Annotated in this window: 9 protein-coding genes; 3 read left to right on the plus strand and 6 right to left on the minus strand. The window is 50.7% G+C overall.

The features are described from left to right. Nucleotides 1-248: 248 nt before the first annotated feature. Nucleotides 249-1,091, plus strand: coding sequence for a helix-turn-helix transcriptional regulator (locus PLA01S_RS04115; protein ID WP_127590211.1), 843 nt, complete (start codon nucleotides 249-251; stop codon nucleotides 1,089-1,091). 54 nt (nucleotides 1,092-1,145) lie between these two features. Here PLA01S_RS04115 and PLA01S_RS04120 read toward each other — a convergent pair whose 3' ends face one another. Together PLA01S_RS04120 and PLA01S_RS04125 are read right to left on the minus strand one after the other, a co-directional pair. Beyond that, nucleotides 1,146-2,729 carry a glycoside hydrolase family 43 protein gene (locus PLA01S_RS04120; RefSeq protein WP_127590212.1) on the minus strand — a complete coding sequence of 528 codons (1,584 nt, stop codon included), beginning with the start codon at nucleotides 2,727-2,729 and terminating at the stop codon, nucleotides 1,146-1,148. Between the two features lie 16 nt (nucleotides 2,730-2,745). Further along, nucleotides 2,746-3,858: a glycoside hydrolase family 88/105 protein gene (locus PLA01S_RS04125; protein ID WP_127590213.1), complete on the minus strand. Its 1,113-nt coding sequence runs from the start codon at nucleotides 3,856-3,858 to the stop codon at nucleotides 2,746-2,748. Nucleotides 3,859-4,142: 284 nt separating this feature from the next. Here PLA01S_RS04125 and PLA01S_RS04130 point away from each other — a divergent pair, with 284 nt between their 5' ends. Continuing rightward, entirely contained in the window at nucleotides 4,143-5,069 is a 927-nt protein-coding gene (locus PLA01S_RS04130; RefSeq protein ID WP_127590214.1) for a pectinesterase family protein, read from the plus strand. Between the two features lie 2 nt (nucleotides 5,070-5,071). After that, nucleotides 5,072-6,502, plus strand: coding sequence for a serine hydrolase domain-containing protein (locus PLA01S_RS04135; RefSeq protein ID WP_246059315.1), 1,431 nt, complete (start codon nucleotides 5,072-5,074; stop codon nucleotides 6,500-6,502). A gap of 187 nt (nucleotides 6,503-6,689) precedes the next feature. On the opposite strand, the gene PLA01S_RS04140 is transcribed toward PLA01S_RS04135, so the two are convergent. The 4 genes from PLA01S_RS04140 to PLA01S_RS04155 all read right to left on the minus strand — a co-directional run bounded on the left by PLA01S_RS04140 (nucleotide 6,690) and on the right by PLA01S_RS04155 (nucleotide 12,977). Further along, nucleotides 6,690-8,183 (minus strand): extracellular solute-binding protein, encoded by a 1,494-nt coding sequence (locus PLA01S_RS04140; RefSeq protein ID WP_127590216.1) that lies wholly within the window; start codon nucleotides 8,181-8,183, stop codon nucleotides 6,690-6,692. A 68-nt stretch (nucleotides 8,184-8,251) separates the two neighbouring features. Next, nucleotides 8,252-9,124: a carbohydrate ABC transporter permease gene (locus PLA01S_RS04145; RefSeq protein WP_127590217.1), complete on the minus strand. Its 873-nt coding sequence runs from the start codon at nucleotides 9,122-9,124 to the stop codon at nucleotides 8,252-8,254. A 48-nt stretch (nucleotides 9,125-9,172) separates the two neighbouring features. After that, nucleotides 9,173-10,144, minus strand: a complete 972-nt coding sequence (locus tag PLA01S_RS04150) for an ABC transporter permease (RefSeq protein WP_127590218.1) — start codon at nucleotides 10,142-10,144, stop codon at nucleotides 9,173-9,175. A gap of 511 nt (nucleotides 10,145-10,655) precedes the next feature. Further along, a complete protein-coding gene (locus PLA01S_RS04155; protein WP_127590219.1) occupies nucleotides 10,656-12,977 on the minus strand; it encodes a helix-turn-helix domain-containing protein in 2,322 nt (773 codons plus the stop codon). Nucleotides 12,978-13,033: the final 56 nt, after the last annotated feature.

The following is a 13,033-nucleotide window of genomic DNA, read 5'->3' on the forward strand; positions in this document are numbered from 1 at the left end:
AATATACTCATTTCTTGAGCATACCATGCTGATTTACCATGCTAATTTTGCTTTTTTTGTTGACATCGAAACGTACCTAGATCATATTTGGGAAAGAAGTAGTAATCCATTGACAAGATGATGTAAGCGCTTATATAAATGTTAGTGATTGCAGCCAGAACCCTTGATGATCGGCTGCGGGCATGATATATAATCTTCTACGATCACTACAGGTAGTTATCCAACCAAGCTAAAGGAGTTTGAGAGGAATGAATGAACGGCTGCAGCCTAAGTACCACATTGGAGAGCATGATTTCTCCATCCAATACATGTCGCGAAACGGTTCCAGCAGCATGCCCCGTCCGCATGAGCATCCCTACTTCGAGCTGTATTACCTGCTTAACGGTGAGCGAGTGTACTTCATGGACGATAACGTGTTTACCGTCAAAAAAGGAGATATGATGATCGTGAACCCGCATGATCTCCACTCAACGGCAAGCTCCGATAAGCTGACCTTCGAGCGGGTGCTGATCGGCTTCTCCAGAAGCTTTATTAAACAGGGGGATGCCGGCGTCGCCAAGCTATTGGATCATGGGACGTCCAGACTCGTTCGTATTCCCTTGAAGCATCAGCCGGAAATCGAACGGCTGCTGCACTCCATGCTCGCAGAATGCCAAACGGAACAGACTCACTACAGCTCATTGGTTCGCTCGCTGATGAACGAGCTGCTCATCCGCCTCCACCGGATTGAAACCTCGCTTCAATCCCAGACTCATGAATACGAGCATCCGATGCACCAGAAAATTTCGGAGATTGCCCAATATATCAAATCGAATTTTTATGAAAAGCTCACGCTGGAGCAGGTCTCCAAGCAGTTTTACATCAGCCCCTCCTACCTCAGCAGGGTGTTCACCAGGCTGACAGGCTTTCACTTTCGCGAATACCTGCAGGTGGTGCGAATTCGCGAAGCCCAAAAAATGCTCGTGAACAGCCGGGAATCCGTACAAATCATCTCCGAACAGGCCGGATTTGAGCATATTGCCCACTTTAATAAAACCTTCAAAAAAATCACGGGCACGACCCCTCTTCAGTACCGCAAACGTCATGGATAGAATCGGGGCTGTTCCAAAGTTGTCACCTGTCTTGGAGCAGCTCCGCCAGTTTTTCTATATCTCTCCTTTTCCAACCCTAAACCAGTCGATATCCGCATACCCTCTGTCTGCATGATCCTCTGCACAAGCCGCGAACAATCCGACCTTGGCTCCAACCCAGTGCCCCTTTTCCGCTTCGAACTCCTTATCCCTGCACGGCAAGAAAGGACCGTCAGCAGCGGCAAAATAAAAACGGCATTTGGCACCAGAATGAACGGTCACCCGAATCGTTACCTTCCCTTCATTCAATCCGCCAGACCATACGACATTCTCCTCCAAGTCGTTCCCTTCGGCCTGGATGATCTCCATGCCGGAGCCGTCAACCTTCATGTGAACGGCCGCATAGGCGAATGTTCGTCCGAATACGATCAGGCCCGCCCGCTCACCGGGCTTTAGTGCCGTACCGTCCAGATTGGCTTCCGCATGAAATACTTCCGCCGGAAATTTCTGCATCAGCAAGTGAGGGGCATCGTAAATCGTGCGCGATGACTGGTTCTCCGGTACCTGGAAAGAAAATAATCGCAAATGGCTTTCCTTCTCGAATGCATACCAGGCCGGATTCGGATTGGCCTGCCATTGCCACTGAAGGCCAAGCGGAGCGCCTTCGAATTCGTCCGAGTCGTCCGGTGCCTGAATCATATGCTCCCTGCCGACGTTTGGCTTCGGATAACGCAGAACCGGTTCGCCGATCCCGTCTCCATTCGTGTCGGTCCCCATCAGCGGCCAATCATCCACCCAGTTCATGGGCTGTAGATGAACTATTCGTCCGTAGGCCTCCTTGTCTTGAAAATGCATAAACCAGGATTCGCCCGATGCCAGCTCCACCCAGCCACCTTGATGCGGCCCGTTAATCGGGCTATCGCCTTGATGCAGTACGATTTTGTCCTCATAGGGGCCGAAGACCGAGGTAGACCGAAGCACGGTCTGCCACCCCGTTGATACTCCACCTGCGGGAGCAAAAATATAATAATAACCATTCCGTTTATAGATCTTTGGCCCTTCCATCGTCGGATGACGCTCGGTCCCGTCGAAGACGATCTGACCTTCATCCAGCAGACGTTTTCCGTCAGGGGACATCCGGCACATTCTTAATCGATGCTTGATGCCGCATCTGCTTTTGGCAAACGCGTGAACCAGGTAAGCTTGGCCGTCATCGTCCCAGAACGGACACGGGTCGATCAAGCCTTTCCCCTCTTGAACCAGATGCCGAGGCGTCCAGCTGCCTGCCGGGTTCTCGGTGGTGCTCATAAAGATACCGACATCCGGGTCGCCATAGAATACCCAGTACTTGCCGTCATGGAACCGAAGGGCAGGTGCCCAGACTCCGTTTCCATGCTGAGGGACGTCATAGCTCGGCAGATCCATCCGGGGCAGCACATAATTGATGAGCTTCCAGTTAATCAAATCCTTCGAATGCAGAATCGGCAATCCGGGCAGATGGCCGAAGCTGGAGGCCGTCATATAGAAATCCTCCCCTGCCCGGATCACATCCGGATCCGAATAATCCGCATGAAGTACCGGGTTCACAAACGTCCCGTCCCCCTGATCCGACAACCATGGTTTGTTCTGCAGAGATTGCTTTGTTGACGATGAATGCATCGTATGGTTCCTCCTATCACGAATCTAGTAACCGCTCCATTTCCAGACTTGCAAGGATGAAAGGCGCTACGCCGATCTGGGCGTCCGACACCACTTTCTCGCTGATGTAATATTCGTACGAGCCGTTGCGCTCGTCACTGAGCCCCGCTCCATGGCACATGGAATGAAGATGCACGCCGGTATCGTTGACCTCGACAAACCTCTGAACCAAACCCTCATAAGCCCCCTCCGCAATGGATCTTGAAGGCTGTTCCAGGTATTGGAGCCGCACACCCTTGGCTAATGCATAAATAAACATGGAGGAGCCGGAGGTTTCAAGATAATTGCCTTCCCGGAAGCCTTGATCGAGCACCTGGAACCACAGACCGCTTTTTTCCTCCTGCCAACGTCCCAGCGCACGGCTCAAGCGTTCAAATATGCCTATAATTGTACCGCGCTTCGGATGATCTACCGGAAAAAATTCGAGACTGTCCACCAGCGCCATCGCATACCAGCCTAAGGCCCGGCTCCAAAAATGGGAAGATCTGCCGCTTTCCGGGTCAGCCCATACCTGTTCCTTGGCTTCATCCCATCCGTGATACAAAAGGCCCGTTTTGGGATCCCGGGTGCTACGCTCCACCAGCAGAAGCTGGTGAGCTACCTCGTCGAAGAATTCAGAACGGTTGTAGGTTTTGGCATACTGCGCCAGAAATGGCGAAGACATATAGAGCCCATCCAGCCACATCTGAAATGGGTATACTTTTTTGTGCCAAAAACCGCCGTCCGTCGTTCTGGGCTGGCTGATCAGCTGGGCGGCCAGCGTATGGGAAGCCTTTTCATAACGGGAGTCATGAAATCTGGCGCTTAGGGCAAACAAATTTTTCCCCTGATTGATCTGGTCCAGATTATATTCTTCGATGCGATATCCCCGAATGTCCCCATCCGCTTGGACAAAAAGATCCATATGCCGCTTCATGAACTCAAAATAATCGTCCTTGTTATAGAAATCCCCTGTGCGGGCGATTGCCATGAGCATCATCCCGGGTACATACGCCCACCGGCGGACAATTTCCGGGTGAAGTCCCTCGCTGTCCGCTTGACTGAGAATGGTATCCGCCGTCAGGACGGACCATCTGTTCTCTTCCTTCAAAACCGCCTCACCTCAATATCCTTGGAAGTTTCATTCACAAACCTAATTATAAAGAAACGGAAATCATAAAAATTCCGGATTTGATGCCATATCTCCCTCATATTTTGCATTTTATGCTCTACTTCCCCAGGTTTGTTCAATAAGCACCAAACAGAAAAAGCTGCTATTTTCAAATCTGGCATAAAAAGCAAAAAATGATCCGATTTAAACATCGGAGGCGTTTTTATTGGAGCCTCCAATTCGATAACATAGATGAAAAATTCATAAAAGGAGCGTGTTCATCGATGAAAATCACAGTAGATTCCAGCGGACATGGCGACTTCGCGACGGTACAGTCCGCAGTTGACTCGATTCCCGAGCAGACCGATTCTCTTGTCATCCTCGAAATCAAAAAGGGTGTGTACCGCGAGAAAATCACCATCCCTTCATCGAAGCCAGCTATTCGCATGATCGGCGAAGGAGCGGAAGAAACGGTTCTTACCTATTCGGATAACGCCCACACCTTGGGGAAAGATGGACAGCCCCTCGGCACCTTTCGCAGTGGAAGCTTGTATGTCTACGCCGACGATTTCAGCGCTGAACAATTGACCATCCGTAATGATTCGGGCCCTGGAACCGGCCAGGCTGTCGCCGCCTTTATCGATGCCGACCGCGTCTCCTTTCAGCATGTAAGGCTCGAAGGCGATCAGGATACGCTCTATGCGTCCGGCGGACGTCATTATTTTTCCGGATGTTTTATCGAGGGAGATGTCGATTTTATATTTGGGCCGGCAACGGCCGTATTCGACCGGTGCCTGATCCGCTGCAAGCGGTCCTGCGGTTACCTAACCGCAGCCAATACGCCGGAGGAAGCGGAGTTCGGCTATGTCTTTCTGGACTGCCATATCTCGGGAGCACCCGGCGTTGAGAACGTATACCTCGGCCGGCCATGGCGTGCTTACGCCAATGTGGTGTTCATCCGATGCGAAATGGACGGCTCGGTTCATCCGCTGGGATGGCATAACTGGAACCAACCGGACCGCGAGGGGACATCCCGTTATGCCGAATTCGGCAGCCGCGGCCCCGGCGCAGCCCCCTCCCTGCGGGTTGCATGGTCCAGGCAGCTGACAGAGGCCGAGGCTAAACCGTTTACGATCAAACAAGTACTCAGCGGACAAGACGGTTGGTGTCCGCCTTACGCTCCTGGTACATCTAAGCTGACGAAAGGTTGATGATGATGACTGCACTGGCTCGATCTCGTCCCGAGGAGGTCGGTATTCCTCCTTCCGCCATCCTCCGCTTTATGGAGAATATGGCGGTAAGGAATATGAACCTGCACAGCTTTATGCTGCTTCGGCAGGGCAAAGTGGCTGCCGAAGGCTATTACTTCCCGTTTCACAAGGATTTAAGGCATCCGATTTTCTCTGTCAGCAAGAGCCTGACTTCAGCAGCCGTCGGCATTGCCATTGGCGAAGGACTGATCTCGCTGGAGGACAAGGTCATTCATTTTTTTCCGGATAAGCAGCCTCAGACCGTACACCCGTACACAGCCAGCATGACCATCCAGCATCTGCTGAGCATGCAAACCGTTCACCGCAAATCCACCAATAAGGAAGCCCGAGATATCGTATTCGAATATCTTCATACGCCTCCCAGTCATCCTCCGGGTACCGTCTTTTCCTACGATACAACGGGGACGCATACGCTGTGTGCCATCCTCCAAAGGGTCACGGGGACCACCGTGCATGACTATCTCGAAACACGCTTGTTCCAGCCCCTCGGGATGCAGGATATCGAATGGGAGACCTGTCCGCTCGGAATTAACCTGGGCGGCAGCGGAGCCTATTGCACTCCAGAGGATATGGCCAAATTCGGCCAGCTGTATCTGCAGGACGGAGTGTGGAACGGGATCCGGATTCTACCGGAAGGCTGGGTTGAGCAAAGCACGTCCAAGGCGGTTGATAACTCCAGAGCCGGAATTCTGCTGGAAGGACGAAGCGGGTACGGATACCAATTCTGGCGGGCCAGGCGTCAAGCCTACTGTGCTTTCGGCGCCGGCGGGCAATTCGTTCTCGTCATTCCGGACCATGACGCCGTTTTCGTCTCAACGGCCAACACCATGCTGAACCGGGATGAACACCAAGGGATCCTGGATAGCGTGTGGACCCATCTGGTTCCTTCCATGCAGGCGTGCTGTCCCTTTAATGATGCCGATTATCAGCAGATGCAGCAGCGTCTAAGCGACTTGAAGCTCCATCTGCCGGAGGGAACCTCCTTCTCCAGTGCAGCAACGCAGGTCTCTGGTCAGCATTATCGCCTCGCAGCTAACGAGCCGGGATGGACGGTTTGTCGCGTTACGTTTAGTGACCAACACTGTGAGCTCGACTTCGTTCATGAAACCGAACGTTCCAGGATTTTATGCTCCATGAACGATTGGCACGTCGGTCCCGATCCTTTTTTCGGCCTTCCCTCGGCCTGTAGTACCGTATGGGCAGACTCGTCGACTTGCTTGATCCACATTCAGCTGCTGGAACAGCAGCAGATGTTTATCCTTACCTGCCGTTTCGACCGTGACGGTCTTGTTCTGCAAATCAAGCCGGCAGGCGCCCTCAGAACGAATCATCTTGACCTCGTGCTAATTGGAACGAAAATCGACGGTCCATGAACCGTATGCTCCTAATTTGCCTCTCTTTATAAGTTGAATGACTGATTTGCATATAACGCAGCCGTGTGAAATGTTCTTTCGATCATGAATTCAGCTTATAAGTAGTGAGAGACAAAGCAGCCAAGTACGCCAAAGGCACTTCCTTTTACTTGCCCGCTTTGTCTCTCGTTTTCATAATGAATGACCTCTATTCTTGATTCTCGTAGGACTCTTTATATTCCGCAGCCATTTGATCACCGCCGCTCTTTCTCCATCTCTCCACCTCGGCTTTCCAGCCGGCCTCGTCAATCTGTCCCATAATAAACTTGGTTTGCGCATCGGTGATGATCTGCTCCAGCTCTCCGCCGCGTTCATTATACGTATTGGATTTCAGGGTAAGTGCCGGATTCGACACAATATATTTCTCGTTCTCATACACGATTTGTTTGTTCTTGTTGAACAGCTCCGTTCCTTTCGGTTTCTTCTCCATGTTGTACAAATCGCCCCGCTGCGGAAACGTATCGCGATAAGGCTTGACTTCTTTAGCGTCCTTATCCGCATCGATCGTTACGGTAAAATCTCCTTCGACTTCGTAATGGACGCCTTCGATGCCTTTATTAATGACATTAACCATCTCGGGATCCAGCAGCTTGTCAACGAAGGTCAGCACTTTAGCCAGCTCTTCTTCAGACTTGACCGTTGATTTCGGGATCGCCAGGAAACCGGTATTCCCGCTTTCCCCCGGAACCCGAACGCCTTCAGGTCCTTGCAGCGCCGATACGTCGACAACCGCTTCCGGAACGACCTTCTCCAGCTTGGTTTGCAGCGATTGGCCGTTGCCGCCGGAGATCCGGATATTCGCGCGTCCCGATTCATACACCTTATTGAGCTCGGAGGAATCGACCACGGCGAAATCCTGGTTGATCAGCTTCTCTTCATATAATTTTCTGAACAGCTTCATCACCTCGAAGAACTGCTCGGATTCGAACTCCGGATAGAAATTGCCCTGTTCGTCGATGCCCCATTTATTAGGTGCGCCTTGGGAAACGGCAAGCCGGGTCAACGTCGATGCCGTACCCTGGTTATAGCCTTTGTCCAGCATCATTCCGTAGGTGTCCCTTTTTCCGTTGCCATCGGGGTCCTCTTCCGTGCTGTACCGGATAATTTCATACCAATCATCCAGGGTGACAGGATCCTTCAAGCCGGCTGCATCGAGCCAGTCCTTGCGGTAGCTGACGATCGCCCGGCCCATGTCCCGGAACAAGGGGATGCCGTACACTTTGCCGTTCACGCTGATGTTGTCATAATAGGCTTTTGGCTGTACAGCCAAATTCGGATAATTTTCCAAATGGGATGTGATGTCCCAGAACAGATCGGCTTCAAGCGAGCTGATCGTCGTTGGCGTATAGTTCAGCTTAATCAGCTTCGGAAGTTCATTGGAAGCGACCATGACGTTAACCTTCTCGTCGTATGCCGAGTAAGGTATCCACTGAATCCGCAGATCTGTGTTCGTGTATTCGCGTATTTTCTCCTCCATGGGATTGTTCGGGTCGGGTATTTCCCCAACCTGATTAACCACCAGGGTAAGCGGATAAGGTCCGTCCCCATTGACCCCGCTCCCGCCGCTTTTATCTCCACAAGCCGTCACAAGCATCATCCCCGCCAGCATCGTTATAACGGTTGTCATCCATCTTTTCTTCATCATTACCCCTCCATCATTTTTTATTTCTATTGAAACCCCTCTTGGGAAGAAGGAACGCATCGAACCGATTATCCTTTCACAGAGCCCAGCATGACACCCTTTGCGAAATGCTTTTGCAGAAAAGGATACACGAGCAGAATCGGCACGGTGGCAAAGACGATGACCGCCATACGGATCGTTAACGGCTGCACGTCCATTTCGTCAAAGCTGGAATCCCCCACCCGGCTCTGTGCCAAAATCACGATTTCCCTGAGCAGGACCTGAATCGGCCACTTCTCGTTATCATTGATGTACAGAATCGCATTGAAAAACGTGTTCCAATGGGCAACCGCATAAAACAAACCAAACGTCGCCATGGCCGGAAGGGACAATGGAAGCACGATCCGTATCAGAACCCCCAAGTCGTTACAGCCGTCGATTTTGGCCGAATCCTCCAGTCCGTCGGGAATTTGCTGAAAGAAGTTCTTCAGCACGATCAGGTTAAACGCACTGATGGCACTTGGTATCATCAAGGACCACAACGTATTGGTCAGATTTAACCCGTTCACGACAAAGTACGTTGGGATCATCCCCCCGCTAAACAGCATCGTGATCAATACGCCCAGCAGAATGGGATTTCTGCCCCGGAGATGAGGCTTGGACAACGGATAAGCCATCAGCGAGGTAAACGCAAGGTTGATCAGCGTTCCTACTACCGTAATATAGATTGAAACGAGCAGGCTTCGCGGCAGTGTATCCGACGAGAAAATATATTGATACGATACGAGCGACCATTCCTTGGGCCAAAGAATCAACCCGCCCTTGGCGACTTCGGCCGGACTGGCAAAGGAAACCGCCAGCACATAAACGAATGGAAGAATACATACGATCGCTACGATAAATAAAATGGAGTGGTTGATGATATCAAACAGGCGATTGCCCCAGGTTTGATCTTGACGCACGATATTTCCCTCCTGTCATCTTCGAAAAAATGCATCCGCGGCATCCTTCTAGTACACGCCTTCTTCCCCGAATCGCTTGGCCATCCAGTTTGATCCGAGAACCAGTATCAATCCGACGAAGGATTTGAACAAGCCGACGGCGGCACTGTAACTGTACTGCGCCTGCGTCATCCCTTTGGTGTACACATACGTATCGAATACTTCACTCACTTCCCGGTTCGTCGGCGTGATCATCAGGAAGATTTGCTCGAATCCCGAGTCCAAAAAATTTCCTAAACGGAGAATAAGCAAGATGATGATCGTGCTGCGGATGGCCGGCAGCGTGATATGCCACAGCTGACGCCAGCGTCCCGCTCCGTCGATCCGTGCGGCTTCATACTGCTGCAGGTCTACGCCTGCAAGGGCGGCAAGAAAAATCACGGTACCCCAGCCTACTTCCTTCCAGATCGACTGGGAAACGATCATCGTTCGGAACCAATCCTTCTCCAGCAAGAATGCGATTTTCTCTCCCGTTATTTGATAAATAACTTCGTTAAGAATGCCGTTCTCGGTCGTAAACAAAATATAGAAAATACCTACAACGACAACCCAGGATACAAAATGCGGGATATAGATCAACGTTTGGACAAATCTTTTGAAGCGTTCCCGCCTTAACTCATTCAGCATGAGCGCCAAAATAATCGGCAACGGAAAGAAAAAGATCAAGTTGTATACTGCTAGAATAATGGTGTTACGAAAGAGCATCCAAAACTGAGGCTCACTGAAAAAGCGCTCGAAATGCTTGAACCCGACCCACGGGCTGCCGAAGAATCCGGTATGCGGCTTGTAATCCTGGAAAGCCATCGTCACCCCGTACATCGGAACATATTTAAACACGATAAAATACAGCACACCGGGCAGCAGCATCAGATACATCCACCTGTCCCTGATCAAATCCCTCAATAATAGCTTTCTTTTCTCCAGGCGCAGTTCCCTTTTTACTTGCGGGCCTGCTGCTGCCGGAGTTTGATTAGATTTCATAGCACCTCTCCTCAAAGTTTTGTGAGCGTTACTTCCTGAATCATCTTCGAGCAAAACTCGCTTCGGAAACATTGGCATTGCCTGTATGAACCTCGTTCTTGTTGCTTGCTTGTATGCGTTTTCATGATTTATTATCCGTCACAGTCTTCGTGTCCGGCTATACTCCGTTCATGACTTCATGCACCAACCTTCGATAATTGCCTTTCCTGGATAGGAAGTAGGGATATTACCGTTTTTCGCCGCATATGCCGTATTCCACCTGCTGTGTGCCGCATATGACATACAGATGAAGCTGGATCTTCATGCTGTACATTAGTAGCGCACTGAATGATCCCGTAACTATTTTCCGTATCCCTGTACGAGCTTTTTTGGGACAAAAAAGCTGCTCCATCACCGCAAAACACGCTACGGATGGAACAGCTTCATTGGATTCTTTGATGGTGTATTAACATGAGATGAGCCCATCATGCCGGATGTGTCTTCATCTTTGAATTGAGGTGTTTATCATCCACTAACCTTCTTCACTGTGCAGCTGCTCCCGGTACTGGCCGGGTGTCAGACCAAACGTACGACGGAACGTACGAATAAAGGCGCTGATATTCGTGTAACTCACTTTCCGACCGATTTCCGAAACCTTCATCTCGGTCGTGGCTAGAAGATTTTTGGCGATATTCATTCGGTACTCGCTTATGTATTCACTGAAGGAGACGCCCATTTCTTTCTTAAATACCCGGCTGATGTAAGCCGGATTAAAATTCATGACCGCCGCGCAGTATTCGAGCGAAATGTCTTGATCATACTGCTCCTGCACGATTTCGACGATTCGGCGGGTGATGTTCACGAACTGTTTATCGGCTATATCCTCCAACATTCCGATTACAGGTTTAAACAATCTGGAGTGGAACCAGCTCGCAATTTCGGTTCGTGTCTGCAGCCTGAAGAGATGCTTCAGCTCCTCTTTGCCATTCCATACTTGCTGCATCGACTGTCCTTGCTCTTGGGCTATGCCAACGGTCTTGGACGCCAGCTGCAGCAGCAATAAATGATGCTCTTGATGAAACCCGTCCTTGCACAGCAATTCATCCAAAAAACGCTGAAACAGCTGCTCCACCTTCTCAAGCTGTCGTTCTTCCATGGCAAGCATCATCTGATCCTCAATCAGTCTTAATTTCGTGTATGCCGTCTTCTCTGCATTGCCTTGATCCTCAATATCGGCATAACGGACAATAATATTCGATCCAAGAATAAAGCGCAATCTGAGTGCATGGCTGCTTTCTTTAAAAGCACGCTTCGCATCAGACAACCGCTTGAACGGATGGCTGATGCCGATGCTGCATTCGAGCCCGAGGTATTCCTGAACCTTGGCTTTGATGTGCTGAGCGGTCTCATAGAACAAAGCTAGGCCGGCTTCGGCATCCTCCTCATTGCAGGTTAGCAGCGTAACCTGGGAATGATTCAGCACGATCGGGCTGAAGCGTGCCTCTTCGGGCAAGGTTTCCGAGACGATATTACTTACTGCAAACAGAAGAAGCTCCCGGTCCTGTTCCTGAAACCGCGATTGCTGAAGGTTATCCAGCTCAAGCTGCAGCACGCCGAGACTCCCCCAGCCCTTTGGAAACCCGTAGCGTTCGGAGGCGTAATGGTCATCGACACCGGACATCTGCTCGGTAAACAGCTTCAGGACATAGAATTCCCGAAGATGAACCGTCTGGGATTTCATCTGTTTGTCCAGCTCGTTTCTTGAAACAGCAAGGAAGGTCAAGCTCTCCCGGATGAACTCAAACTCATCTTTTCGGTTGTCATCGGTCTGCTGCGGCTGAACGTGCGTCGCGAACTCATGGAGTTTGCGGATTGGAGAATACATCCTTCGGCTGCCAAACAAGGAGGCGATCAGCACGGTCACAATAATCCCGAAACAGGCTGCGGCTGTAATCAGCGCAATGTTTCCCGTCTGAGCGGTCACTTTATCCAGCGATACGACGGATACATAGGTCCACCCGTTATAATTCGATTTGGCGTACAGTACGCTCACCTTTTTGCCTTCACTCTCTGCGTGAAATGCCCCTTGGAGCTGACCGGACTGCTGAATCCTTGTCGAAACCTCTCCATTGATCGAGCGGTATGCCTCCCGATCCCGAGCCGGCGACAGGAACGCTTCACTCTGCTCGTTCAGGATATATTGGGTGGCCCGCAAATTGACGGGCTCCAGCATGCTTCGGATATCTTTAGCGGTGATTTGCAGGATCAAAATACCGGAGGGGGAGGCGTTCTTCGACAGCAGCGGTATTTTATGCACCAGCCGAAGAGTCGTCGCCGTTTGTTCGGCACTGTTCCAAGGATCCGTCTCCACAGGATTGGCAGTCTGTGAAATTTCGCCAGGTCCCGTTGCCCAGAATATGCTTTCATTGGTATCCAGATACCGGTCGAAATCGGCTCTGTTCATGCCATCCAGCGGCTTGAGTGAATTTAAATCGACGACCCATTCATGCTTTAGATTGACGACATACACCTGGTTTAATATGGTCTGCGTCTGCAGGTTGAACATTTCCTTCATCAGTTCCCGGACCTTAATAAAATCCTGTCCGCTTAACTTGCTGTCCATCACAGACTTCAGCAGCGAAGAGTTCTCAAACTGCAAGGCGGTTCTTTGCATGGAATCGAGCACCTGCTCCACCCTCATCCGGGTTTGATTCAGCAGATGCATATTGCCCTCGTTCACCTTCTCCTCCACGTCTTTGGCGGCAATGAAATAAGAGAAGAATCCTATAAGAATCGTCGGGAAGGATCCCAGCAGCAAACTGTATATGAGTATTTTGGATTTGAATGTTGCCAATATCGTCTGCTCCTTCTTGGCATTGGATGTAAAGAACACGACTAACAGGAAATTTC

The organism is Paenibacillus lautus NBRC 15380 (genome assembly GCF_004000945.1).
Lineage (GTDB): Bacteria > Bacillota > Bacilli > Paenibacillales > Paenibacillaceae > Paenibacillus_AQ > Paenibacillus_AQ lautus.

Coding starts and splice junctions, on each gene's coding strand:
- PLA01S_RS04115 (WP_127590211.1), top strand. CDS start 249: ATGAATGAACGGCTGCAGCCTAAGTACCACATTGGAGAGCATGATTTC.
- PLA01S_RS04120 (WP_127590212.1), bottom strand. CDS start 2,729: ATGCATTCATCGTCAACAAAGCAATCTCTGCAGAACAAACCATGGTTG.
- PLA01S_RS04130 (WP_127590214.1), top strand. CDS start 4,143: ATGAAAATCACAGTAGATTCCAGCGGACATGGCGACTTCGCGACGGTA.
- PLA01S_RS04135 (WP_246059315.1), top strand. CDS start 5,072: ATGATGACTGCACTGGCTCGATCTCGTCCCGAGGAGGTCGGTATTCCT.
- PLA01S_RS04140 (WP_127590216.1), bottom strand. CDS start 8,183: ATGAAGAAAAGATGGATGACAACCGTTATAACGATGCTGGCGGGGATG.
- PLA01S_RS04150 (WP_127590218.1), bottom strand. CDS start 10,144: ATGAAATCTAATCAAACTCCGGCAGCAGCAGGCCCGCAAGTAAAAAGG.